The following is a 25380-nucleotide window of genomic DNA, read 5'->3' as shown; positions in this document are numbered from 1 at the left end:
GTGAAACCCAGCGGAAAGCCCCCTGCGGTGGGAGAACGCGCGCGCTCGGAGGGACATCAAATCGCGCACCCGTCCGGTCGCCTCGCGGTTGCAGCCAGTGCCATCATTATGCTCGGCTTATGCTCGCGCGCGGCAGGGGCAGACCAGAGCGTGCTGGGTGACCTGCACTGGCGCTCGATCGGCCCAGGCCAATCGGGTGGCCGCGTCGCGGCGGTGGCGGGCACGAACGCCGATCCCTACCTGTATTATATCGGCGCGGCCGATGGCGGGGTCTTCCGCACATTCAACGGCGGCGTGACCTGGGATGACGTGTGGGCGCGTCAGCCGGTCGCGGCGATCGGCGCGCTGGCGATCGCGCCGTCGGACAAACGCACCGTCTGGGTAGGTACCGGCGAGTCGAAACCGCGCAATGACGCCTCGTACGGCGACGGCGTGTGGCGCACGACCGATGCCGGCGTGAGCTGGTCGCATCGCGGTCTCGAGCGCTCGTACATCATCTCGCGACTGCTCATCGATCCGAAGAATCCGGCCGTCGTCATCGCGGGCGCGCTCGGGAATCCGTTTCGCGACAGCGAGGATCGGGGGGTCTATCGCACGACCGACGGCGGCGAGACATGGCGTCACACGTTGTACGTCGGTCCGCAAAGCGGAGTATCCGACATCGCCTGCGATGCGCATTGCCATCTGATGTTCGCCGGCATCTGGCAGTTCCGCCGCCAGCCGTGGACGTTCACCAGCGGCGGAACCGACGACGGCATCTACCGCTCGACCGATGGCGGCACCCACTGGAACAAGCTGACAGGGCACGGCCTGCCGTCGGGGTTGATGGGCCGCATCGGGCTGGCCGTCGCGCCAAGCGATCCGCGCCGGGTGTACGCGCTTGTCGAATCTCGCGAAGGCGTGTTGTGGCGCTCGGACGACGCCGGGTCGCACTGGCGGCTTATGAATCGCGACGACGCGCTCAATCAACGTCCATTCTACATGACCCGGCTTGAAGTCGATCCGCGCAACGCCGACCACGTGTACTTCATGTCGGAAGACCTCTTCGAGTCCAAAGACGGCGGCAAGACGTTCTCCCAGCTCAAGTCCGCGCTGCACCAAGACCACCATGCGCTGTGGCTCGCCGCGGATGGCAAGCGGATGATCGAAGCCGATGATGGCGGCGCGCCGATCAGCGTCGACGGTGGCCAGAACTGGGAGTGGCGTTACAACATCGCCATCGGTCAGATCTACCATCTCGGCTATGATATGCAAAACCCATACCACGTCTGCGGCGGCTTCCAGGATAACGACTCGTTCTGCGGTCCGACCGACAGTCTCGATCCGCTCGGCATCCTCACCGCGAACTGGCGCGACGTCGGCAACGACAGCGACGGCATCGTGGCGATCCCCGACGTGCTGGATCCCGACGTCGTTTGGAACGTCGGCGTCAAGGATCTCAACGGCCAGCTCAACACGTTCTTGCTCAACGCGCGCCAAAGCTACGATGTGTCGCCGTATGCGCGCGACACCAACGGGATGGCGCTGGCGGGCCTGCCGTATCGCTTCAATTGGGAGGCGCCGCTGGCGATCTCGAGCCTCGATCCCAAGAGCGTGTACTTCGGCGGCAACGTGCTCTTCCAGACGACCGATTACGGCCGCACCTGGAAGACCATCAGCCCCGATCTCACGCGCGACGAACCAGCGCATCAGCAAGCCGCTGGCGGTGCGGTGACGCTGGACGTCTCAGGTGCGGAATTCTACGACACGCTGCTGAGCATCGCGCCGTCGCCGCTCGATGCGGGCGTGATCTGGGTCGGCACCGACGATGGTCTCGTGCAAGTGACGCGCGATGGCGGAGCGCACTGGAGCTTGGTCGCGCCGCCTGCGCCGCCGTACGGACGGATCGAGAACATCGAAGCTTCACCGTCTGCGCCCGGCAGCGCGTTCGCGACCGTGGACCGCCACTTCATGGGCGACCGCACGCCCTACGTCTTCACGACGGACGACTATGGCGCGACGTGGCGTTCCATCGCTAACGGCTTGCCTGCGGATCAGGACGCGCACGTCGTGCGCCAAGACCCGCGCAACCCCGACGTCTTGTACCTCGGCCTCGAGCAAGGCATCTGGATCTCGTTCGATCGTGGTGTGCACTGGCAAAGCCTGCAAGGCGACCTGCCGGTGACCGCGGTGCGCGACCTCCGCGTTCAGCCGACCGCCGACGATCTGCTCGTCGCCACGCACGGCCGCGGCTTCTACGTGCTCGACGATCTGACGGCCCTTCAGGCGTTGACCCAAGCGCGCGCGGCAGGCACCTATCTATTCGCGCCGCGCACGACCTACGCGTGGCACCGCGCGTGGTATTCGATCTACGGCGTTCAGGAAGGCGAGGGCAGTGCGCCCGCGGGCCAGTTCGCCGGCGAGAACCCGCCCGACGGCGCGATCATCACCTACGAGTTGGCAGCGACGCCGAGCACGAAGCCGCAGATAACCTTCCTGACCTCAGACCGCCGTGTGTTGCGCCGGCTCGACGGGCCATCTCATCCTGGTCTGAATCGCCTTGCTTGGGATCTCAGCGAAGAACCGCCGGTGAAATGGGAGTCGGTCAAGGAATGGAACCAAGGCTCGGACGACGGGGCAAGTGTTCCGCCCGGCCAGTACACAATGCAGCTATGCGTGAACAACACGGCGTTCGAGCAGCCGCTCACGATACAGCCCGATCCGCGCGCACCGTGGACGCAAGCGGACTACGTGGCGCGTTATGATTTCCTCCACGCGCTTAACGACGATCTCTCGCGGATCGACACCGTGCTCAACACGCTGGATCATTTGGCGAAGAAGAGCCCGCTCGACGCGAGGGGCCAGTCGCTCTACGATCAGCTGACCTCAAATCCGCTCAACGCCGAAGATGATCAACATCGTCCGGACCGGCTGCGGGAACGCATTCAGATCCTAACGGATGATCTGGCGCTTTCGCAGGGGCCGCCGACGCAGGCGCAGCTCGCCGAAGCCGCGGCGGTCAAAGCGCAGTTCGACCGGCTTATCCCGGACGTCATGCAATACATAGGGACGCACCACATCGGAATCGTGTGGGTGACCAACGTCGACGCTTGTACGCGCTCTTAGATCTTCGACGAAACGCTGAAGATCAGCTGGTGGTACGGGTTGATACTGCTCGGCTGATACGGATAGTAAGACTCGCCGATGTACTGCGGCCGGAACGAGCCGATCGGGTTGTTCGCGTAGAACGTGCCGTCCTCGTACGAGACGACCTGATTGCCCGCCGGCAGCTCCCACGGATAGCCGTGATTGCCCACGACCGTGAAGACGTTGGTGTACAGGATGCTCGCCTTCACATTGGGCATGAGGTCGTGCGAGATCGCGAAGTTCATCGTCAGCCACCACGGGCCTTTGAGCGAGCCTGGCGCGTCGAACGTGTTGGTGTACGGGTCAGGGCCATAGGTCAGCGGCGCCATGCCCGTCGAGTTTGGGATGCAGCCTGGATACGGTGTGGCCGGGCAGTGCGTGTCGGGGAACAGCAGCGGATCGCCGTACGGGTTGCCCGACTGGTAGTTGAACGTCGGCGAGAGCAGCCAGCCATGGGTCTGATAACTCGCGTTGAGGTTGACGACCCAGGCCACGTCGTACGAGGGCCCGGTGATCGTCGGCCCTTGGAACAGCGACGGCGAGTAGAATCCATTGCGGTTGAGCAGCGGATAGTTCGTGTTGTACTGCGTGTTGTACGCGCTGATGCCGGCATTCATCGTGTCGATGAAGTTGGTGCCGCCGATGGGCGCGGTGAAGCGGATCTTGGAGTTGGTGTACGTGGCCGCAAGCGTGCCGCTCCAGCCGTCGGACGTACGATAGTCGCGCAGCAGGAACTCCGCACCGCTGATGCGGGCCGCGCCGAAATTATAGCCGGTCTCGAACGTCGGCATGGCCGGGTTGACGGGGATATTGAGGATCTGATTGCGCGTGTCGCGATAGAAGGGTGAGATCTTCATCGCCATCGCATTGTTGAAATCGTGCTCCCACGACGCGTCGTAGTTCGTGCTGTCCTGCGGCTGGATGTTGTGCAGCGCCGTGAAGCCGATGCCGTCGTAGAAGTTGTTGAGGATGGAGACCGTGTCGGCTGGACCCCACACGGGCGCGCCGCGGTATTCCTCATAGGCGGTCGCGGGCGCCTGGACATAGCGGCCGACCGAGAAGCGGTACACGTCGCGCGCCGTGGCGGAGTAGGTCACGCCGAAACGCGGGCTCCAGTAGGTGAACGTCTCAGAGCCGCTGACATTTGTCCAATTGCCGGCACCGGGCATGGCCGACGTCGGCAAGGAACCATCCGTCGCTCCCTGAGTCAGATAGAGATTGCAATTCGAGTTGGCGGCGTATGCATAACCGTGCAAGCACGTTCCGAATTGATCCTGCGCCTGCTCGGCGATGCCGTTCGGGCCGGTGATCTGCAGCGGCATGAGCGGCACGTAGAAGTCGTCGTAGCGTATGCCGATGTCGAACGTCAAGCGATCGTTGGGGTGCCACGTGTCCGCCACCGCGAAATCGCTCGTGACCGGACTGATGCTGTTCCAGTACGCATACGGCCCGTTGATCTGTGCGACCTGTTCTCCAGCATTGGCCGCGCAGCCGAAGTCGATGCCGTTCGGCCCAAGAGCATATGGGTTTGGCGTCAGGATGGGATTGTACGGTAGGAAGCAATTGACGAAGCCGTCGATCGAAAAATTGTTGGCGTAGTTGTAGCGCAGGCTGTTCTCTTGCAGATAGTCGACGTCGAGCCGCACGAGGTTGTGCGCGTCGACCTGGTTCTGATAGTTCAACGTCAAGCCGTATGCGTTGTCATGCAGATCGTAGAACGAATCGCCGAGATAGCCGTTGGTCGCCTGATCGAAGTTCCACAGCGAGTAGATGGCGTAGCCATAGAGGCGCAGGAACGACGAGCTGGTCAACGCGCGCGTGTAGCTGACCTTCTCGATGGATGATTGCGTGCGCTGGCTGTCGCGATAGGCGGGCGGGATCTCTCCGACGCTGCCGCCGGCGGACGGCCAGGTCAGCGTGTACATCGCGTTGGGATCGAAGACACCGCCGAGCGCACCCGTGTAGAGCGCGCCGGTGGGATAGAGCAGCAGTCCGGTCGATCCGGTCACGCCGCTGGCTGAGAGCAGCGGATCGAGGGTCGGGCCGGAATAGTTGAACGGCGTGCGCGTCATGCCGACGTTGTAGAGCAGCTGCAGGTTGTCGGTCAGACCTTGGTGGTCGAAACCCCAGTTGAGATTCACGACGGTATCGGCCATCGCTGCCTGCGGATTGAGCAGGCTCGACCATGCGCCTTGCGAGATCGGCATGTTGAGCGTGTGCGGCATGGTGCAATCGAGCGCGGCTCCGGTGAGCGCGTTTGACGCGCCGCAGCCCGGGTCGTTGGCGGGCACGTTGATGACCGTGTTGTCGAGATTGCTGCGGTTGCCGAAGCTGTATCCCGAGTTGATCCACAGCGTCGAGGCGTAGTAGTCGAAGTGCCGGTTCGGCGAGGCTCCGTAGACGTCGGCTTGTATCGTGCTGTTCAGATCAGGCGTGCCGATCACATACGTCAGGTCGCCGCCGCCCGGATACGAGCCGCGCCGGATGATCTCATTGATGTATCCGGCCATCGATCGCCCGGAATCGGCAGGCTCGCCGCCGGTGTAGACCTGCAGCTGCGAGAGGCCGTTGGTGAGAAACGCGGTCGCGTTGGCGGAGTCGAACGAGCGATTGAGCGGAATGCCCTCGAGCTCGAAGCCGACTTGGTCGTTCGAACCGCCGCGGATGCTCAAGCTGCCGTTGCCGGCATACCCGCCGCCGGTGCCGACCGTACGCGTGACGCCCGGCAAGGATCCGACGACGCCGTTCTGGCTGTACAGCGTCTCGGCGCCGCCGGCGCTGCCCTGATACGAGTTGATCGCTTGCGCGTTGACCGCGTATAGATCGCCGGTGACCGACTTGCTCACGATGCCGGCTGCAGCGGTGGTCGTGACGCGGCCGAGCGTGCGCACCGAGGGCTGCATCACCATGTCCACCCGGCTGGTCTGGTCGGCGAGCACCGTGACACCGCTCTGCGTCGCGGTGGCGTAGCCATCTTTGACCGCGGTGATGCGGTACGTGTCGGGCGCAAGGTTGAGGATGGAGTAGAAGCCGGCCGCGCTGGAAAGCGTCGTCACCGCTTGCGAAGGCGATGTCACCGTCACCTTGACGGCAGCAACTGGCGCGCTGTGCTCGTCAAGCGTTCTGCCCGAGATGTTGCCGGTCGTGCCGGCATTCGCCGCGAGCGGCGCGATGGCAAGCACGAATGCCAGGGCGAGCGTTAGGCTCCTGGAGCGGCGAAAAAGCATGAGAAGCCTCCGGTGACAGCCGCAGTGCAAGAGATAATGAATCCTTAAGAGTGCCTTACTGCCCGCGGGACGGTGTGACCTGCATCACACCCGCCTACGAAACGCTGCCGAAATCATCGCCGAAAATCTTTCGGGCAGCGCTCCCAGCATCGGCACTCGATGCGATGTTTATCCGAACGATGCGCGCGCGCCGATCATGCTGCCGATAAGCTGGATCGCTCGGTCGTACTCTGCGGGGCTCGCGAAATTCCGCTTTGAGACGAAAAATCTTGTGCGGCCGATGTGCAAGAGAAGCCCCTCCGGAACCGTGCGCGCGCCTTTCACCGCCGTCCAATCGACGTGCGCCTCGGTGTGCGGCGTCTTGGAGTCGACGCCCTGGGTCGAGAACGTGAGCGCCCGTTCGCCCGGCTCCGCGGCCAGCGTTTTCTCGATGCGCTTAGCCATCGCCGCGGGAAAGCGAAGCGGCCACATCACCAACAGCGCGCAGGCGAACACCGCAAAGAACGTCCCGACGACGTATTGCTGCCGGACGAAGATCAACCAGAAGCCGAACGCTGCGATGGGGAGACAGACGATGACCACGAGCGCGACGAAAGCGACACCCAACGGGCTGCGCAGGAACAGGCGGGTCTGGACGCGTGCGGCCTCTGACGGATCCGGATTGACGACCACGCGGATCGGTGCAGGTTCGTCGGGCGGGTTTACAGTCTCCAATCGATGCCGTGCCGGTCGGCCGCCGCGATGGCCTCGGGATATCCGGCGTCGGCGTGGCGCACGATGCCGATCCCGGGATCGCTGTTCAACACGCGCGAGAGGCGCGCATCCGAATCCGCCGAGCCGTCGGCGACGATCACCATGCCGGCGTGGATCGAATAGCCGATGCCGACGCCGCCGCCGTGATGCACGCTCACCCAATGCGCGCCGTTGACGGCATTGATGAGCGCGTTGAGGATCGGCCAATCCGCGATCGCATCGGATCCGTCGCGCATGCTCTCGGTCTCGCGGTACGGAGAGGCCACCGAGCCCGCGTCCAGATGATCGCGTCCGATCACGATAGGCGCTTTGAGCGCGCCCGAGCGCACCATCTCGTTGATGCGCAGGCCGAAAGTGCGCCGCTGCCCGTAGCCGAGCCAACAGATGCGCGCGGGCAATCCTTGGAACGTCACGCGCTCGCGCGCCAATGCGATCCAGCGCGCCAGGTGCGCGTCGTCGGGAAACGTCTGCAGCAGCGCGTCGTCCAGCGCCGCGATGTCGGCTGGGTCGCCCGACAACGCGGCCCAGCGGAAGGGCCCCTTGCCTTCGCAGAACAGCGGCCGGATGAAGGCCGGCGTGAAGCCCGGGAACGCAAAGGCGTCTTTGACGCCGGCGAGTTGCGCTTGCTTGCGGATGTTGTTGCCGTAATCGAAGACGACCGCGCCGCGTTTCTGGAAGCCCAGCATCGCCTCGACGTGCGCGGCGATCGACTCGCGCGCTCGCCGCTCGTACTGCTGCGGATCCTGCTGGCGCAATTCGTCCGCTCCCTCGAGCGTCATGCCGGCGGGCACGTATCCGGTCAGCACGTCGTGCGCGGCGGTCTGGTCGGTCACGACGTCGATCGGCGCGCCCATCTGCAGCAGCGCCGGAAAGACCTCGGCCGCGTTGCCGAGCAGTGCGATCGACAGCGGGCGTTCTTCCATCGCGGCGTCCTGCGCGAGCCGCAACGCTTCGTCGAGGTCGTTGGCGGCGCTCACATCGCAGTAGCGGTCGCCGATACGCCGCTCGATGCGCGCCGGATCGATCTCGACCACGATCGCGACGCCGCCGTTCATCGTGATCGCCAGCGGCTGCGCGCCGCCCATGCCGCCCAGGCCCGCGGTGAGCACGATGCGTCCTTTGAGCGATCCGCCGAAATGCTTGGCCGCGAGCGCGCCAAACGTCTCGTACGTCCCCTGCAAGATGCCTTGCGTGCCGATGTAGATCCACGAGCCGGCGGTCATCTGGCCGTACATGGTCAAGCCTTGCGCTTCGAGCTCGCGGAACGTCTCCCAGTTGGCCCACGCGGGGACGAGCATCGAGTTGGAGATCAGCACGCGCGGCGCGCTCTCATGCGAAGTGAACACCGCCACCGGCTTGCCGGATTGCACCAACAGCGTCTCGTCGTTACGCAACCTCTTGAGCGTGCGAACGATCGCGTCGTACGCCTCCCACGAGCGGGCGGCGCGGCCGCTGCCGCCGTAGACGACCAGGTCCTCCGGCCGTTCGGCCACGTTCGGATCGAGATTGTTCATGAGCATGCGCATCGCGGCTTCCTGGCCCCAGCCAAGACAGCTGAGCTGAGGACCGACCGGCGCGCGCACGATGCGGGCGGTGGATGCGCTCACAGAACGCCGATCTCGGCCTCGACCGCGCGGACGAGGTCCCCGCTGGTCAAGAGCTCGCGTGCCGCGGCGATGTCTTCGCTCAATATGCGGTCCTCGCGCAGGTGCGGAACGCGCTCGCGGATCAGCGCGTGGGCCACGGCCGTGCCTTGGCCGCAGCGCAGCGGCGCGCGGAAGTCGAGCGCCTGCGCCGCCTCGAGCAGCTCGATGGCGATGACGTTCTCCAGATTCGTGACCACCTGCTCGCACTGGCGCGCTGAGATGGTGCCCATGCTGACGTGGTCTTCTTGGCCGGCGGACGTCGGGATCGAATCGACCGACGCCGGATAGGACAGGGTCTTGTTCTCGGACACCAACGCCGCTGCGGTGTATTGCGCCAGCATGTAACCGCTGTGTAAACCGTGGCCCTCGGACAAGAACGGCGGCAGGCCTTCGAGCCCTTCGAGCAGTTTGTAGATGCGTCGCTCGGCGATCGAGCCCAGTTCGGTGAGCGCCATCGAAAGATAGTCCATCACCAGCGCCACCGGCTCGCCGTGGAAATTGCCGCCCGTCAAGAACGATCCATCTTCAGGGATGACGATCGGATTGTCCGTGACCGAGTTCATCTCGATGACCAGCGTGTTCTCGACCGCGTGCATCGCGTCGCGCACCGCTCCATGCACGACCGGGATGCAGCGGAAAGAATACGGATCCTGCACGCGATCGCAATCGACGTGCGAGGCGAGGATGCCTGAATTGCGCAGCATGTGGCGCATGTTGGCGGCCACGCGCGCCTGGCCGGGATGGGGCCGCAACGCGTTGAGGCGTTCGTCGAACGCCGCTGCGGTTCCGAAAAACGCCTCCAGGCTCATCGAGCCGGCGATGTCCGCCGCCTTGCACGCCAGGCCTGCGCGGTGCGCGGCCAGCGCGCCGATGCCGGTCATGATCTGCGTGCCGTTGATCAGCGCAAGCCCTTCCTTATACGACAGCGTGATCGGCTTGAGGCCCGCGGCCTTGAGCGCCTCGGCGCCCTTCAGGCGCTCGCCCTCGAACAGGGCTTCGCCTTCGCCGATGAGCACCAGCGCCATGTGCGCGAGCGGCGCGAGATCGCCCGACGCGCCGACCGAACCTTTGCACGGGATGATCGGCGAGACGTGGCGGTTGAGCATCTCGAGCAGCAGGTCGATGATCTCGACGCGCACGCCCGAGTAGCCGCGCGCCAGCGAGTGCGCGCGCAGCAGCACCGATGCGCGGGTCGCGTCCTCGGGCAGCGGCTCGCCGACGCCGGTGCAATGGCTGAGCACGAGATTGCGCTGCAGTTCGATCGCGTCTTTGGGGTCGATCATGACGCTCTTGAGCCGCCCGAAGCCCGTCGTGACGCCGTAGATCTGCTGGCCCGCTTTGACCGTGCGCTCGACGAGGTCGCGCCCTGCTTGCACGAGCGGACGCACGCTGTCGTCGAGCTTGACGTCGACGGCGCCTGCTGCGATGCTCTTGACAAGCGGAATCGTCAAGTTGGTCCCATCGATGTGGACGAGGGGAGAGGTCAGCACAATCCGTATCCCACCCTAACGCTGAATCGCCAATGGAGCGGTCGAATTTATTCGACCGATGGAACGGTCGACTACTTTCGGCCGCTTGACGTTCGCGCAAGAGAAGCGCGCATCCGCTCGCACTTCGCAAAGGATTGGAACGCCCCACGCCAGTGAAGAACATGGAGCCGCTCCAGATCGCCATCGACGGGCCCGTCGCGTCCGGCAAGAGCACGGTCGCCGCTCGCCTCGCACAGCGGCTGCAGTGCGCGTTCTTGGACACGGGCGCGTTGTACCGGGCGGTCGCGTGGCTGGCGCTCGAACGCGGCGCCGTGCCTGACGACGAGCCGGGCGTTCTCGCGCTGCTCGATCGCGAGACGCCGTCGATCGTCGCACCAGGACCCGCCGGGCGCGCGGTGATCGTCGCCGGCGGCCGCGAACTCGGCTCGGAGCTGTTCACGACCGAGGTCTCGCGCGCGGTGTCGCCGCTGGCGGCGATGGCCGGCGTGCGCGAGCGGCTCGTGCCCGCGCAACGCGCGTTCGCGTACAAGCGCAGCGTGGTGATGGCGGGGCGCGACATCGGCACCGTGATCCTGCCCGACGCGACGGCCAAGTTCTTTCTCACGGCGGGGCTCGAGGCGCGCGTCGACCGCCGTCTGCGCGAGCTGGAGGCGCGCGGTGTAAGTGTGGACCGCGAGCGGCTGCGCGCGCAGATCGAGCGCCGCGACGCGCGCGACAGCGAACGCGAGGCGTCGCCGCTGGCGAAAGCGCCCGACGCGATCGTGATCGATACGACGGCGATGACGCTCGACGAGGTCGTCGATGAGCTCGAACGCCGCGTGCGCGGCGCGCGCGCGCCAGGCATGAGACAGTGAGTCTATACGGCATGGTCAAAACGGCGCTGCGGCCATCGACGCGCTTTGCGTTCGACGTCAAAGTGAGCGGCGAGGAGAACGTGCCGATGGATGGCCCGTTGGTCGTCGCGGCCAACCACCGCTCATTTCTCGACCCGCCGCTGCTCGGCACGTGGTTCCCGCGCACCATCCATTTCATGGCCAAAGAAGAGCTCTTCAAGATCCCGCTGCTCGGGTACCTGATCGACAAGGTGCACGCGTTCCCGGTCTCGCGCGACAGCGCCGACATCGGGTCGTTCCGGCGCGCGTTGCGCATACTAAAGGAAGGCGGCGTCGTCGGCATCTTCCCGGAGGGCACGCGCAATGTCACTGGTGATGCCAAGGCCAAAGGAGGCGCCGTCTTGCTGGCCGCGACCGCGCACTGCCCAGTCGTGCCCGTCGGTCTGGTCCGGACCACGCTTGCGACGAAGCGCTTGCGCGGCAGTCATGTCGAAGTGCGCATAGGCAAGCCGATCGTGCTCCAGGGAAGCGCGCGAAAAGCCACGAAGGCGGAAATCGAAGCGTGGACCGGGCAATTGTCGGCCGCGATCGATGAGCTGAGCAAGCCGTAGGAGCGATGGAGATACTCAAGGCGCGCACCCAGGGGTTCTGCTTCGGAGTGGAGCTCACGTACAAGAAGGCGCTCGCCGAAACGGCGCAGCGCGGCGACGTGCATACCATGGGCAACATCGTCCACAATCCGCTCATCGTCAAAGAGCTCGAGCAACGCGGTCTCAAAAACGCCGAATCGGTCGACGACATCGGATCGGGAACGTTGTTCGTGCGCGCGCACGGGTTGCCGCCGCAGACCCTCGAGCACGCGGAAGCCAAAGGCTTGCGTGTCGTGGACGCCACCTGTCCGATGGTGACGCGCACCCAGAAGCTGGCCAAGAAGCTGCAAGAAGAAGGCCGCAGCGTCATCATCTTGGGCGATCCGAATCACCCCGAAGTGCGCGGCATCGCCGGCCACGTGCCCGGCGCGGTCGTGCTCAACGAGTGGCCGCAGGACGAATCGCAGATCCGCAAGATGCGCCGCATCGCGATCGTCTCGCAGAGCACGCTCAACGAGGACAAGTTCAAAGAGCTGGTCGCCAAGATCGCGGCCATCAATTACGAGACGCGCATCTACAACACGATCTGCCCGGACACGCAAGGCCGGCAGCTCTCCGCGCGCGAGCTGGCGCGCGACGTCGACGTGATGATCGTCGTCGGCGGTTCGAAGTCGGCCAACACGCGCCATCTGGCGGAGATCTCCGAGGCCGAAGGCGCCAAAGCGCATCTGGTGGAGAACGCCGGCGACGTGCAGCGCGAATGGTTCAACGGCGCCGAGCGCGTCGGCATCGCGACGGGCGCATCCACGCCCGGATTCTTGGCGGACGAAGTCGAGCAAAAGCTGCGCGAGTGGTTTCCGGCGGCTTAGCCGACGAGCGCGCGCTCGAGGATTTCGAGCGCCATCTCGAGCGTTTTTTGCACGCCCACGCGAACAGCGGTCCGCTCGCGCAGCAGATCGCGCATCACTTCGGCGCGGAGGTCCGCCGCGGGAAGCGCCTGCGGCCGCGTTTGGTGCTCGCCGCCGCCGCATCCCTCGGGGCGCAGCTCGAGGACGCATTGCCGGCCTGCGCGGCGATCGAACTGCTCCATAACTATTCGCTGATCCACGACGACATCGAAGACGGCGACCGGCTGCGGCGCGGGCGCGAGACGCTGTGGGCCAAGTTCGGCATCGCCCACGGCATCAACGCCGGCGATGCGGTCGGCGCCCTCGCGTACGCAGCCCTCCAGGAGACGACTCGCCTCGATGCAAGCGTCACGCAGGCCATGCTCGGGGACCTGGCGCGCGCGCACGTGCGCATGTGCGAAGGCCAAGCGCTCGATCTGGCGGCGGAGGGCGCCGCACAGGTGACCCCGACCGAATATCTGGAGATGATCGAGGGCAAAACCGCCGCGTTGTTCGCGTGCGCCGCTTCGCTGGGCGCGCGCTGCGCGTCGCTCGCGCGCGCGCACGAAGCGGAGGTCGAGCGCTGCGCCGAGTTCGGGCGGCTCTTCGGCCTGGGCTTCCAGATCCGCGATGACGTACTGGGGATTTGGGGGCCGCGCGAATCGACGGGCAAAAGCGGTAGCGGCGACATCGCGCGTCGCAAACACACCTACCCGATCGTGTGGGCCGCTTCCCACGACGCTGAGGGCGCGGGCAAGATCATCGCGCGCGTCTACGCGAAAGATGGCGATGCCGTCGCGCCGGCCGATATAGAAGATATACGCGGCGCCCTCGAGCGCGGTGGCGCTCGCGAGGCCGCCGAAAGCGCCGCAGCCGATTACTTCGCGCGCGCCACGGCGCACGCCGGCGGCAGTGAGCCGCTGCGGCGCTTCGTCGACGACTGGAGCGCGCCGGCCGCCTGATCAGACGCCCGAGCGGCAGGTTCCAAACGTCCCATCAGGAGAACGCAACGAGTCGTGTCACAGCGTAAGGCCGCAGCCGCGAAGCAGGCCAAGCCGCCCGCGTCGGGTCAAGACGGGCGTCCAAAGGTCGTGAGCACCGGGGGAAACGGCGACTCGGGAGCCGCCGGCACCCCGCTGAGCCGCCACGAGATCGTGAACATCGCCGCCCTCTGCGTGGCGGCGTTCGTTTTGCGGCTTCTCCCGATCGGGCTCATCGGCCATGCGACCGACATCGCGACGTTCGAGAACTGGCTGCTCGTGCTTGCGAAATACGGCCCGAGCGGGTTCTACACGCACGTCCAGTTCATCGACTATCCGCCGGGCTACATGCTGTTCTTGTGGGGCGCGGCGGGCCTGCACTGGCTGCTCGATTGGATGGGCCTCGCCAAGCACGGCCTCGACACGCTGCTGATCTCGGTCAAGATGCCGGCGATCCTCGCCGACATCGGGTTGGTCTATCTGACCTATCTCATCATGCGGCGCAACTGGGATCTGCGGACCGCGCTGGTCGGCGCCGCCATCATCGCAGCGCTGAATCCGGACATCGCGTTTCTTTCAGCGTACTGGGGCCAGGCCGACTCGGTGGCCGCGCTCTTCCTCGTGTGGGCGATCTATCTCGCGCTCACCGGCCGGTTCGAGTTCGCGTGGGCCGCGCTGGCCTTCGCGATCCTCATCAAACCGCATCCGATCGCGGTGGTGCCGCTGTTCGTGCTGTGGCAGATACGCCGGCAAGGGCTCACCTGGCGCCTCGCCGCCATCCCGGTCGTGACCGGACTGGTCGCCTACCTCGGCACCGCGCCGTTCACGAGCGACCGCTCTCCGCTCGCGCTCTTCCAATGGCTGTACGGCACGTACGCGCGCGGCCGCGACGGCTACCCGTACAACTCGGTCAACGCGTTCAATCTGTACTCGATGAAGAACGATTTCTGGCAGTCCGACATGCAGCCGGTCCAGTTGAACCTCTTCGGCCTGCATGCCAACCTCGGACCGCTGTGGATGTGGGGCGTCGGCATCTTCACGGGATTCCTCATCGCCTTCGCGTTGCGCCAATGGCGCACGACCGGTCCCGACGTCTCGCGCGCCGATGCCGAGAACAGCTTCATCTCTGCGTGCTTCCTCACGATGCTCGGCTACTTCATGCTGCTCACCCGCATGCACGAGCGCTACCTCTTCACCGCCATCGTGCTCATCGTGCTCGTGCGGCCGCTCGGCGCGGTGCAGCGCGTCGTCACCGTCGCGCTCGCGTGCACGTTCTTGGTCGACCTTTTCTATGGACTGTACTATCTGAAGACGCCGAGCGCGGATCTGAGCCCGGTGCTCGTGCACTCCCTCTCGATCGTCAACGTGCTGTGCTTCTTCGCGGTCGCCAGCATTTATCTGATCGAGGAGTTCGACGTCAAAGTCAAAGAGTGGTTCCGCGGCGGGATCGCCGGAGAGCGGGCGCCGCCGCGCCGCAGCCCGCAGCTGCTCGAAGGCCTCGTCGGGTTCACACGCACCGATTGGCTGATCGTCGCCGGGTTGACGGCGGCCGCGGCATTGCTCTTGCTCTATCGCATAGGGCTGCCGAACGAGCGCATCTTCGACGAGATCTACTACGCGCGCTCGGCGCAGGAATATCTGCACCACCAAGTGGTCTTCGAATCGACTCACCCGCCCCTGACCAAGCTGATCATGGCGGCCACGGCATGGTTCTTCCAGATCGCGCTGCCGGCGTTCGGCGCGTGGTTGGTGCGCAGCGGGGTGGGCTTCGGCAAGTTCTTCGTCGACGATCAGATCGGCGATCCGGTCAGCTCGCGCATCGCCTGCGCGCTGGCCGGCATCGCAACCGTGCCCGTGCTCTACGCGTTCGCGAAGCGCATGTTCGCCTCGACCGCCGCGGCGGTGGCTGCGGTGCTGCTGCTCATGGCCAGCGGATTCTGGTTCGTGCAGGCGCGCACCGCGCTGCCGGACATCTTCATCGGATTGTTCTCGCTGTGCTCGCTGTATTGCGCCTATCGGTTCTTCACCGCGGGCCAGATCGTGCGCCGTCGCGACGGCAGCTATCCGGACCGAGCATCCGACCTCGCGCTCGTCGGCGTCTTCATCGCGATCGTCGCGTTCGTCTGGTTTGAGGTCAAACATTACGACATCAGCATATCGCCGGCCGGGCCGCCTTGGTATGCATACCTTATCTTCGTCGCGCTGCTGGCTGCGTTCTGCGCGTTATGGGCGCGCAGGCTGTTGCACGAACGGCAACAGGGGCAGGTCGTCGTGTATCCCGACGGCACTGTGGCCCAAAGCAACACGCTGACGTTTCCGTCGGGCGAACAGCGGCCGCTCAAGAACGCCACATGGGATGACGGCGTGCAAAAAGTCGTGTGGGCGTCGGATGGTGCTACGGCGACTGAGGGGGATACGACGGTGCGCTGGCAGGCGGATGGATCGATCCGCGGCGTGCACGGCGGCGTCGAGTTCTTCGATCAGCAGCGCTGGGGGCCGTGGCTCGTGCTCACCGGTCTCTCGCTCGGTGCGGTATGCGCGAGCAAGTGGTATGGGCTGTTCGACATCGCGACGATCATGCTCGCCGCGGTGCTCATCTCCGGCCAGGCCTTCCTGCCCGCGTATTGGCGCTGGCGCGACGCCGGCGTGAAGCTGGAGTTGCCGCGGCGATTGCTCTGGGGCAACCCCTTGAGCTGGCGCTTCCCGCTGTTCCTCGCCGGCGTGGTGCTCATCGGCATCTTGATGTACGCTGCGTGTTACATCCCGTACTTCACGCTGGGTCAGACGTTCCAGGATATCCTCAGCTCGCAGTACGGCATGTACCGCTACCACCACGATCTGATCGCCACCCACGTCTACGCCTCGCCGTGGTGGTATTGGCCGCTCGATATCCGCCCGGTGTCGTACTACTATCACACCTTCACCAAGCCGAGCGATCCCGTGCAGATCGTGGCCGAGGTGCTGTCGCTCCCCAATCCCTTCGTGTGGGTGGCTGGGCTCATCACGATTCCGCTGGCCGGCTGGCTGGCGTGGCGCGAACGCCACAAGGGCATGTTGATCGTCGTCGCGGCCTGCTTCTTGCACTGGTTGCCGTGGGTCGGCTCGCCGCGCATCGACTTCCAATACAACATCTACAACAACACGGCGCTGCTGTGTCTGTGCACGGTGTACGTCATCGTCCGGCTGTGGCGCTGGGCGCATCGTACCGCCGGCGAAGAGCCCAACCGGCCCTTCGCCGTGCGCTTGGCCGCAGCCGCGTATCTGGCGCTCTGCTTGGTCGGCTTCGTGTACTTCTACCCGATCTTGGGCGCCGTGCCGATCACCTATCAGAACTGGTACAGCCACATGTGGCTCCCCTCAGGCTGTGCGACTGGGCAGAAAGAAAACTGCATCGGTTGGATCTGACGTGAGCGAACAGCCCGCAGGGTCGCTGTCGATCTTCTTCCCTGCGTTCAACGAAGAAGGGATCATCGAGCGCACCGTACGCGACGCGGTCGCGGCGGCGCAGCGCGACGTCTCGGACTTCGAAGTCATCGTCGTGGACGACGGCAGCAAAGATGCGACCGCTGACATCGTCAGCGCGCTCGCCGCAAAGGACCCGCGCGTGCGCCTGGTGCGCCATGAAGTCAATCGCGGCTACGGAGCAGCGCTGCGCACGGGTTTTGCGAGCGCGACCAAGGATTTCGTGTTCTTCTCGGACGCGGACGGGCAGTTCCATCTCGACGAGCTGCCGGCGACGCTCGAGCTTGCGCACGGCGCGCCGGTCGTCGCCGGCTACCGCATCAAGCGCAGCGACCCGTGGCACCGGCTGGTCATCGCGCGCACGTACCGGCTCGTCATCTGGACGATGTTCGGCCTGCGCATCCGCGACATCGACTGCGCGTGGAAGCTCTTCCGGCGCGAGACGTTGGGCGCGGTCGAGCTCGAGTCCAACGGCGCGTTCATCAGTTCCGAGCTGCTCATCAAGCTGGGGCGCGCAGGCGTGCCTATCAAAGAGATCGGCGTGCATCACTATCCCCGCACGACCGGCGTTTCGAAGGGCGCCACACCCAAGGTCATCCTCAAGACGATCCGCGACATCGTGCGCCTGCGCCTGGGGATGCCGCTGACGCCGGCCGCCCAGCGGCAGCACGCGTAAGAAGAGGAAGGGCGATGTCCGGACATTCCAAGTGGCACAACATCAAGCTCAAGAAGGGCAAGGTCGACGCGCAGCGCGGCCAGCTGTTCACCAAGCTGAGCAAAGAGATCATCGTCGCCGCCCGCTCTGGGACGCCGGACCCCGAGGCGAACTTCAAGCTCAAGATGGCGGTGGCGAAAGCCCGCGACAACAACATGCCGATGGACAACATCAAGCGCGCCATCGCGCGCGCCGCCGGAGCGGGCAAGGGCGAAGCGTACGAAGAGATCCGCTACGAAGGGTTCGGTCCGGCGGGCGTCGCGGTCATCGTCGACGTGGTGACCGACAACCGCAACCGCACGGCGTCCGAGATGCGCTACCTGTTCTCACGCAACGGCGGCAATCTCGGCGAGACGGGCAGCGTCGGCTGGCTCTTCGAAGAGCGCGGCGTCATCACGATGCCGGCTGCAGGCATCTCGGAAGACGAGCTGCTTGAATGCGCGATCGTCGACGGCGTCGTCGACGTCGTGGCCGAGGGCGATAGCGCCGATATCATCACGCAGCCGCGCGCTCTCGGCGCCGTGCGAGCGGAGGTCGAGCGCACGCTGCTGGCGCCGCGCGGACGCGCAGTCACGTCCGCGTCATTGGAACTGGTCGCCAAGACTCAGGTGGACGTCTCGCGCGAGAACGCGCCGGCGGTGCTCAAGCTGCTCGACGCGCTCGAAGATCATGATGACGTGACGAACGTGTACTCCAACGCCGACATCCCCGTCGACGTGCTCGAAGCGCTGGCGTGAGCGCGCCGCAGCCGCGCAGGCGCCGGCGCACGGTCGACTACGCGTCGCCGCCGCCGCGGCCGCCGCGTCCGCCGGGCGCGGGCTCGACCGCGCTGGGTATCGCGTTGGGGCTGCTGGCGCTGCTCGTCCTGCTCGTCGCCATCGGTGCGTACCGCCTGTTCGCGCCCGCCGGCAGCCCGATCGTGCTGCCCGATTTCGGGGGCATGCCGATGGACGCGGCGCAGGGCGCGGCGTCGCACGCCGGCGTGACCCTGCGCGTCGTCGCCCATCATAACGATGAGAAAGTCGCCAAAGGCGACGTGCTCGGCCAGTTCCCGGCGGCGGGGGAGCACGTGCGCCAGGGACGGATCATCGACGTGATCGTCTCCGACGGGCCGACGCTGTCCGACGTGCCGGACCTCGGCAACCTGTCGTTGCGCGATGCGCAGATCGCGCTCACCAACGCGCGGCTCGATCTCGGCACGATCACGCGGCAGAGGAGCGACATCGTCTCTGCAGGCCGCATCCTGTCGCAAAGCCCGGTCGCACTGACCCAAGCGCCGGCGGGCACAAAGGTCGACGTCACGGTCGCGCAAGGCAGGCCGGAAGCGTACGTGCCGAATTTCGTGGGCTTGAGCGTCGAGTTCTCATCCGTCGCGGCCAAACAGGCCGGCGTTTCGCTAGGGCCACCGCTATGGATGCCGATCGCCAAGAACGCCAAACCGCGCGGCGTCGTCGTCGCCCAAGACCCGCTGCCAGGCCAGCCTTTGGACGCGGGCTCGAAGGTCATCTTGCACGTGAGCGGCGGCCCGCCGCCGACGCCCACGCCGCTGCCCACCGAAGCGCCGACCGAGGCGCCTATAATCACCACACCGTTGCCGGTGTCGCCCTCGCCCAGCTCGTCGCCCAACCCGCAGGCCAGTCCGTCGGCGCAGCCCGTGGCGCGCTCGATGCGCATCCAAGTCGCGCTGCCGGCGTTGACGACCGCCAAACGAGTGCGCGTCGCTCTTGTCGACGCCACTGGATCGCACGACCTGTACGACCAAACCACCAGAGGCGGCTTCACGCTGCAGTTCGACGTCACGGTCACCGGCGCCGGCACGGTTCAGACGTACATCGACGGCGCTCTGTCCACCACGAACGGGCTTTGAGGGAACTGGCGGACCGCTTGCGAACGCCAGGCCTATGAAGATCGCGCCTTCGCTGTTGTCGGCGGATTTCGCCGACATCCGCGCGCAGATCGACCTTGTCGCGCGCGCGGGTGCGGATTATCTCCACCTCGACGTCATGGACGGACGCTTCGTGCCGAACCTGACGTGGGGCCCGAAGATCATCCACGATCTGCGTCCGCTCTCGAAGCTCCCGTTCGACACCCACCTCATGATCGTCGAGCCGGAGCGCTACGTCGCCGATTTCGTGAAGGCCGGCGCGGACATCGTCACCGTGCATTGGGAGGCGACGGTGCACGCCAACCGCCTGATCCATCAGATCAAGGAGTTAGGCGTGCGCGCGGGCCTGGCGGTCAATCCTGCGACGTCGCTCTCCGTGCTCGACGAGATCCTGCCCTATATCGATCTGCTCCTGATCATGAGCGTGAACCCCGGCTTCGGAGGCCAATCCTACATCCCGACCTCGACCGCGAAGATCGCCGCCGCCCGCAGGTTGATCGCCGAACGCGACCTTTCGATCGAGCTGGAAGTGGATGGCGGAGTATCGCTCGACAACGTCGTCGAGGTCTTTCGCGCAGGCGCGGAAACCGTGGTGATGGGCGCGGGTCTGTTCGGCACGCCCGATCCGGCCGCGACGCTGCGCCAGGTGCGCGATGTAGTTGCGCATTCTTCGAACGCGCGGATGGAGCGGTCGAATTCATTCGACCGTTAGACCGTTGACCGAGGACGAGCTTGTCGCCGCGATGGTGGACGCCCTCGGCGCGCCGCCGCGCAAGCTGCGGGTCGGGATCGGCGACGACGCCGCGGCGTGGAAGGTCGACTCGCACCATTTAAGCCTGTTGACCACCGACATGCTGCTCGACGGCGTGCATTTCCGCCTTGCCGAGACGACCGCGTCGGCGCTCGGCCATAAGGCGCTGGCGCAGAATCTCTCGGACATCGCAGCGATGGGTGGCTGGCCCACCGTCGCGGTCATCGCGCTCGGGCTCACTCCGGCTGTTGACGAGACGTGGGTGCGAGAGTTCTATCGCGGCGTTGCGGCGTTGGCTAAAAGCGCGCGCTGCGCGATCGCCGGAGGCGACATCGTGCGCGCGCCGGCGCTGATCATCAGCGTGACGGTCGCGGGCGAGGTCCGCCGGACGCGCATGCGCCTGCGAAGCGGCGCGCGCGCGGGCGACGTCGCCGCCGTGACCGGCCCGCTCGGCCTCGCGGCGGCGGGCTTGAAGACGCTAGGCGCCGGCGCGGCAGTCGTGATCGACGCGGGATCGCTCGAGGCCGTCCGCGCCGCCTACTTCACGCCGCAGCCGCGCCTGGGCGAAGGCCGCTACCTGGGATCGCAGCGCTCGGTGCGCGCGTTGATGGACATATCGGATGGGTTGTCCACCGACGCGACTCGGATGGCCAAAGCATCCAAGCTTGACGTCGTGCTGGATGCTGCGGCGCTCGTTCCCGACCGGGCATTGACCACGGCTGCGTCGGCGTTAGACTTGGATCCGATGGATCTCATGCTCAACGGCGGCGACGATTATGAGTTGCTCGCCGCGATCGAACCGCGTGCGTTCAAGCACGTCGCGGACGGGTTTCGCAAACGCTTCGGTCGCCCGCTCGCAGCGTTGGGCCGGTTCGCACCGGGCGACGGGCGAGTCTGGATCGATCGCCTAGGAAAACGCGAGGCGGTCGCGCCCGCCGGCTACGACCACCTAAATCGAGCGTAGTCCCCGCTCGGATGTAGTCCCGGCCTCTTGAGGCCGGGCCCGTAGCAGATGCGCTAAACGGCTCGGACGACCCGCCGCGATTTCAGACAGGTGGTGCACACGCGCGCGGTCTTCACCGTGCCGCGCTCGACGACTCGCACCGATTGCAGATTGGGCAGCCAGCGGCGGCGCGTCTTACGCATCGAGTGACTGACATTGTTGCCCGATGCGGGGCCTTTGCCGCAGACGTCGCAACGCTTTGCCATGAGGGGTTCCTCTCAGATGAACAAGAATGACCACGGTATAGTACCACACAACGGATAGCCGCTTCAAGAGGAAACGCCTGGGTGCAGATAACCAGTTGCGACGGAAAGCTATTTGCCGATTTCCTCGTAGCCGGCACGTATTTCTTGCGCAAGTACCGCTCCGTCGTCAACGATCTCAACGTCTTTCCCGTGCCCGACGGCGACACCGGCACGAACATGTTCTTCACCGTCCGCTCGGCCATGGTCGAGGCGCACAAGGAGCGCTCCAGGGCGCTCAAAGACGTCGCCGCCGCGGCCGCCCAGGGTTCGCTGATGGGCGCGCGCGGCAACTCGGGGGTGATCATCTCCCAGATGTTCCGCGGTTTCGCCTACGAGGTGCGCCACCGCGACTCCATCAACACGCTCGAATTTTCCAGCGCGCTCGCCGAAGGCGTGTCCGCCGCACGCAAGGCGCTCCTGAAGCCGGTTGAGGGCACCATCCTTTCGGTCGCTGGGGCCGCAGCGAACGCGTGCTTCAAGGCCGCTGCCGGCGAACCAGATTTTTATGCCGTCCTGCATGCGACGGTCGCTGCGGCAAACGAAGCGCTCGAGAAGACGCCCGAACAGCTCGCCATCCTCAAGGAAGCCAAAGTCGTCGACGCCGGCGGTCAAGGATTCGTCTACTTCATGGAAGGCATCTTGCGCATGCTGCCCGGCCGCGCGCCTTATACCACCGCATTCCCGCGCAATCCCGTCAGGCGCACGACGTTCACCGCCAAGCAGAAAGTCGAAACGCATCGCTTCTGCACCGAGTTCGTGCTCTCGAAAACGCAGACCGAAGCGGACTCGCTGCGCTCACTGCTCACGCCGCACGGCGATTCGCTCATCGTCGCCGGCGGCGACGGCACGATCCGCGTGCACATCCACACCGATTATCCGGAGAAGGTCGCCGACATGGCGCGCGAGCTGGGCGACGTCTCGCGCCTCAAGATCGACAACATGGAAGAGCAGCACAACGTGCTGGTCGTCGATCGCGAATCCAAGCCGCGCGGCATCGTCGCCGTGGCGCCGGGCGAGGGCTTCGCGAAGATCTTCAAAGAGCTTGGCGCCGACGTCGTGGTGATCGGCGGCGCGACCATGAATCCGTCGGTGAAAGATCTGCTGGTGGCGGCCAACAAAGTGCTCGCCCCGGTCGTCTATCTCATGCCCAATGACAAGAACATCATGCTTGCCGCCAAAGAAGTCGACGCGCTCAGCGACAAGCGCGTCGTCGTCATCCCCACCCGCACGGTCGCCGATGGGATCGCTGCGCTCTTCGGCCTGCTCAACCGGCCTGACGATCCTGCGGTCACGCCGGACGAGGCGCTGGCGGATTCGCTCGTCGCAGGTTCTGGTTCGATCTTTCGCGCCGGTCGCGAGGCGCAGATCGGCGGCGTGGCGGTCGAACGCAATCAGCTGGTCGGCGCGCTAGAGGCGCGCGACGGCCAGGCCGAGCGGCTCGTTGAAGGAGCGGATGCGGCAGCCATCGCAGTCGCGATGGTGCGCGGCTCGGTCAGCTCCGATCCATCGCTGATCACGCTCTACTACGGGCACGCGCGGCGGCGCAAAGAGGCAGAAGCCATCGCGCATACGCTCAAAGAGACGTTCCCCTCATCGGCCGTCGAGGCGTACTACGGCGGCCAGGCGACATCGGATTACGTGATTTCGATTGAACGATAGCGACGTCATCATCGCGATCGACGGCATGGGCGGCGATCTTGCGCCCGACGCGATCGTCGCCGGCGCCTGCCGCGCAGCGCGCGAATGGGGCTGCCGCATCCTGCTGGTGGGCGATCGCTCGGCGCTCGAACCGCTGCTCAAACGCGAAGGCGCGCCGGCCAACGTCTCGATCGTCGCGACCTCCGAGACCGTCGCTATGGACGAAGCGCCGGCGATCGCGGTGCGTCGCGGCGGCGCCACCTCGATGGGCAAGACGATCGATCTAGTGCGCGATGGAGAGGCGCACGCCGCGTTCTCGGCCGGCAACAGCGGTGCATTCCTCGCCCTAGCGACCATCCGGCTTTCGCGCTTGCCGGGCATCGCACGTCCGGGCTTTGCGACTGCGTGGCCCGCGCACAAGGGACCGATGCTGCTGGTGGACGCAGGCGCCAACGTCGACTGCAAAGCCGAGTGGCTCGTGCAGTTCGCGGTCATGGGCAGCGCGTACTCGCGTGCCGTGCTCGGCATCCCGGATCCAAAAGTGGGCTTGCTATCGGTCGGTGAGGAGGAGAGCAAGGGCAACGCGCTGACAGCCGAGGCGTTTCCGCTGCTCTCGGCGGCGCCGATCCATTTCATCGGCAACGTCGAAGGCCGCGACCTGCTGCTCGGCGACGCCGACGTCGTCGTGGCCGATGGCTTCGTCGGCAACGTCGCGCTCAAGACGGCCGAAGGCACGAGCGAGTATATCTTCAAGCTGTTGCGCGAGGCCATCGAGGAGGCGCCGATCCACGTCAAGGCGGGTGCTGCGTTGCTGCGGCCGGTGTTCCGCGGCGTGCGCTCGCGCTTGGACCATCGCTACCATGGCGGCGCGCCGCTGCTTGGCGTGCGCGGCAACTGCATCATCGGGCACGGGCGCGCCGACGCGCTCACCGTCTACCACGCGTGCAAGATGGCGTTGCGCGCCGCGCGCCAGGACCTTGTCGGCTCGATCGAGCGCATGCTCGCGCCGGCGGCGGCACAGGCATGAGCGCCAAGATCGCGATCGTCACCGACTCCATCAGCGACCTCGGAGCCCTAGCGGTCGACATCACGGTCGTACCCCTCACCATCACCTTCGGCGCCCAGCAGTTCCTCGATGGCGTCGACCTCACGCCCGAGCAGTTCTATGACAAGCTCCAACGCGATCCGAACCAGCCGACGACCTCACAGCCGACGCCCGCGTCGTTCGCCACCGAGTATACGCGCTTGCTCGACGCCGGCGCCGAGCACGTCGTCTCGCTGCACGTGTCGGCTGCGCTTTCCGGCACGTACAACTCCGCATCGCTGGCGGCGCAGCAGGTGGCACCCGATCGCATCACGGTCATCGACACGCGCAACGCATCCGCCGGCCAGGGGTTGCTGGTCCTGGGCGCGCGCGACCAAGCCGCGCGCGGCGATTCGGTGCAGGCGATCGTCGACCAATGCAACGCGGACATCCCCAACGATCAGCTGTACGCCGCGATCCCCAACTTGACGTATCTGGCGCGCGGTGGCCGGATCGGGCCGCTGCAGAGCGTGCTGGGCAACGTCTTGCAGATCGTCCCCATCATCACGCTCAAAGACGGCCTCGTCGCCGAACACAGCAAAGTGCGCACGTTCGCGCGCGCGGTCGACCAGATCATCGACATCGTCGCCTCGAAGGTGCCGCGCAAGAACCATGCGCGTGCCGCGGTGATGCACTCGGTCGCGCCGGAGCTGGCCGAGAAAGTGCGCAAACGCATCCAAGAGGCGATCGAGCCTGCTTCGCTCATCACGACGTGCGCCGGACCGACGGTTGGCACCCATGCCGGCCCAGGCGCGGTAGGAGTGTTCTTCATCCCATAATGCGCAAAGTGAACACCGATGATCTGACCGAGCTGACCTGGAAGTCTCCCAAGGGAAAATTCGAGGGTGCCGGCCGCGAGGTGTCGGAGGCGCTGGGCCGCAAGCCGCAATCGACCGACCTCAAGGAGCGCCATCCGTTCGACGTCGAGATCCTGCGCATTCCCGCGGGCAAGACGCCGTATCCCTACCACGCGCACAGCGCGCAGTGGGAGTTCTATCACGTGATCTCGGGCAACGGCAAAGTACGTCATAAGGATGGGACCGAGCCTATCGCGGCGGGGGATGC

Annotated in this window: 20 protein-coding genes; 15 read left to right on the top strand and 5 right to left on the bottom strand. The window is 65.8% G+C overall.

Annotation, left to right across the window (positions count from 1 at the left end; genetic code table 11):
- The first annotated feature begins 150 nt into the window (after positions 1-150).
- A complete protein-coding gene (locus tag VKF82_05665) occupies positions 151-3105 on the top strand; it encodes a hypothetical protein (GenBank protein HME81545.1) in 2955 nt (984 codons plus the stop codon).
- Here VKF82_05665 and VKF82_05660 read toward each other — a convergent pair.
- From VKF82_05660 to hutH, 4 genes are all read right to left on the bottom strand, one after another.
- On the bottom strand, positions 3102-6353 hold the full coding sequence (locus tag VKF82_05660) for a TonB-dependent receptor (protein HME81544.1): 3252 nt from the start codon (positions 6351-6353) through the stop codon (positions 3102-3104). The two genes, VKF82_05665 and VKF82_05660, sit on opposite strands and share 4 nt — an antisense overlap.
- Positions 6354-6521: 168 nt before the next feature.
- Entirely contained in the window at positions 6522-7025 is a 504-nt protein-coding gene (locus VKF82_05655) for a YcxB family protein (protein HME81543.1), read from the bottom strand.
- A 29-nt stretch (positions 7026-7054) separates the two neighbouring features.
- On the bottom strand, positions 7055-8713 hold the full coding sequence (gene hutU / locus VKF82_05650) for a urocanate hydratase (GenBank protein HME81542.1): 1659 nt from the start codon (positions 8711-8713) through the stop codon (positions 7055-7057).
- Positions 8710-10242 carry a histidine ammonia-lyase gene (hutH, locus tag VKF82_05645; protein ID HME81541.1) on the bottom strand — a complete coding sequence of 511 codons (1533 nt, stop codon included), beginning with the start codon at positions 10240-10242 and terminating at the stop codon, positions 8710-8712. The genes hutU and hutH overlap by 4 nt, the downstream gene beginning before the upstream one ends.
- A 161-nt stretch (positions 10243-10403) precedes the next feature.
- Here hutH and cmk point away from each other — a divergent pair, with 161 nt between their 5' ends.
- The 10 genes from cmk to thiL are packed head-to-tail and all read left to right on the top strand — an operon-like array spanning position 10404 to position 21309.
- Positions 10404-11096, top strand: coding sequence for a (d)CMP kinase (gene cmk / locus VKF82_05640; GenBank protein HME81540.1), 693 nt, complete (start codon positions 10404-10406; stop codon positions 11094-11096).
- Between the two features lie 11 nt (positions 11097-11107).
- Positions 11108-11686, top strand: a complete 579-nt coding sequence (locus VKF82_05635) for a lysophospholipid acyltransferase family protein (GenBank protein ID HME81539.1) — start codon at positions 11108-11110, stop codon at positions 11684-11686.
- A gap of 5 nt (positions 11687-11691) precedes the next feature.
- Entirely contained in the window at positions 11692-12534 is an 843-nt protein-coding gene (gene ispH / locus VKF82_05630; GenBank protein ID HME81538.1) for a 4-hydroxy-3-methylbut-2-enyl diphosphate reductase, read from the top strand.
- Positions 12516-13514 carry a polyprenyl synthetase family protein gene (locus tag VKF82_05625; GenBank protein ID HME81537.1) on the top strand — a complete coding sequence of 333 codons (999 nt, stop codon included), beginning with the start codon at positions 12516-12518 and terminating at the stop codon, positions 13512-13514. The genes ispH and VKF82_05625 overlap by 19 nt, the downstream gene beginning before the upstream one ends.
- A gap of 54 nt (positions 13515-13568) precedes the next feature.
- Positions 13569-16937: a phospholipid carrier-dependent glycosyltransferase gene (locus tag VKF82_05620; GenBank protein ID HME81536.1), complete on the top strand. Its 3369-nt coding sequence runs from the start codon at positions 13569-13571 to the stop codon at positions 16935-16937.
- A gap of 1 nt (position 16938) precedes the next feature.
- The gene (locus VKF82_05615; protein ID HME81535.1) at positions 16939-17670 is read left to right on the top strand and encodes a glycosyltransferase family 2 protein; all 732 of its coding nucleotides are present in this window, start codon (positions 16939-16941) and stop codon (positions 17668-17670) included.
- 14 nt (positions 17671-17684) lie between these two features.
- The gene (locus tag VKF82_05610) at positions 17685-18446 is read left to right on the top strand and encodes a YebC/PmpR family DNA-binding transcriptional regulator (protein HME81534.1); all 762 of its coding nucleotides are present in this window, start codon (positions 17685-17687) and stop codon (positions 18444-18446) included.
- Positions 18443-19576, top strand: a complete 1134-nt coding sequence (locus VKF82_05605) for a PASTA domain-containing protein (protein ID HME81533.1) — start codon at positions 18443-18445, stop codon at positions 19574-19576. The genes VKF82_05610 and VKF82_05605 overlap by 4 nt, the downstream gene beginning before the upstream one ends.
- A gap of 34 nt (positions 19577-19610) precedes the next feature.
- Positions 19611-20306, top strand: coding sequence for a ribulose-phosphate 3-epimerase (rpe, locus tag VKF82_05600; protein HME81532.1), 696 nt, complete (start codon positions 19611-19613; stop codon positions 20304-20306).
- A gap of 4 nt (positions 20307-20310) precedes the next feature.
- On the top strand, positions 20311-21309 hold the full coding sequence (gene thiL / locus VKF82_05595; GenBank protein HME81531.1) for a thiamine-phosphate kinase: 999 nt from the start codon (positions 20311-20313) through the stop codon (positions 21307-21309).
- A gap of 53 nt (positions 21310-21362) precedes the next feature.
- Here thiL and rpmB read toward each other — a convergent pair whose 3' ends face one another.
- Complete coding sequence (rpmB, locus tag VKF82_05590) at positions 21363-21554, bottom strand: 50S ribosomal protein L28 (GenBank protein HME81530.1); 192 nt, start codon at positions 21552-21554, stop codon at positions 21363-21365.
- An 81-nt stretch (positions 21555-21635) separates the two neighbouring features.
- On the opposite strand from rpmB, the gene VKF82_05585 reads away from it, so the two are divergent.
- From VKF82_05585 to VKF82_05570, 4 genes are all read left to right on the top strand, one after another.
- A complete protein-coding gene (locus VKF82_05585; GenBank protein HME81529.1) occupies positions 21636-23252 on the top strand; it encodes a DAK2 domain-containing protein in 1617 nt (538 codons plus the stop codon).
- The gene (gene plsX / locus VKF82_05580) at positions 23242-24258 is read left to right on the top strand and encodes a phosphate acyltransferase PlsX (protein ID HME81528.1); all 1017 of its coding nucleotides are present in this window, start codon (positions 23242-23244) and stop codon (positions 24256-24258) included. Before VKF82_05585 ends, plsX begins: the two co-directional genes overlap by 11 nt.
- The gene (locus VKF82_05575; GenBank protein HME81527.1) at positions 24255-25094 is read left to right on the top strand and encodes a DegV family protein; all 840 of its coding nucleotides are present in this window, start codon (positions 24255-24257) and stop codon (positions 25092-25094) included. Before plsX ends, VKF82_05575 begins: the two co-directional genes overlap by 4 nt.
- Positions 25095-25102: 8 nt before the next feature.
- Positions 25103-25380: hypothetical protein (locus VKF82_05570; GenBank protein HME81526.1), on the top strand; the 278-nt coding region annotated here is incomplete at its 3' end.

The organism is Candidatus Eremiobacteraceae bacterium (assembly GCA_035314825.1).
Lineage (GTDB): Bacteria > Vulcanimicrobiota > Vulcanimicrobiia > Eremiobacterales > Eremiobacteraceae > JAFAHD01.
The sequence above is the reverse complement of the archived record's forward strand: the minus strand, read 5'-3'. Positions and strand labels throughout refer to the sequence as shown.

Excerpts from the sequence above, each read along its gene's own strand:
- VKF82_05660 (HME81544.1), bottom strand. The coding sequence starts at position 6,353 with ATGCTTTTTCGCCGCTCCAGGAGCCTAACGCTCGCCCTGGCATTCGTG.
- cmk (HME81540.1), top strand. The coding sequence starts at position 10,404 with ATGGAGCCGCTCCAGATCGCCATCGACGGGCCCGTCGCGTCCGGCAAG.
- VKF82_05635 (HME81539.1), top strand. The coding sequence starts at position 11,108 with ATGGTCAAAACGGCGCTGCGGCCATCGACGCGCTTTGCGTTCGACGTC.
- ispH (HME81538.1), top strand. The coding sequence starts at position 11,692 with ATGGAGATACTCAAGGCGCGCACCCAGGGGTTCTGCTTCGGAGTGGAG.
- VKF82_05610 (HME81534.1), top strand. The coding sequence starts at position 17,685 with ATGTCCGGACATTCCAAGTGGCACAACATCAAGCTCAAGAAGGGCAAG.
- rpe (HME81532.1), top strand. The coding sequence starts at position 19,611 with ATGAAGATCGCGCCTTCGCTGTTGTCGGCGGATTTCGCCGACATCCGC.
- rpmB (HME81530.1), bottom strand. The coding sequence starts at position 21,554 with ATGGCAAAGCGTTGCGACGTCTGCGGCAAAGGCCCCGCATCGGGCAAC.
- VKF82_05575 (HME81527.1), top strand. The coding sequence starts at position 24,255 with ATGAGCGCCAAGATCGCGATCGTCACCGACTCCATCAGCGACCTCGGA.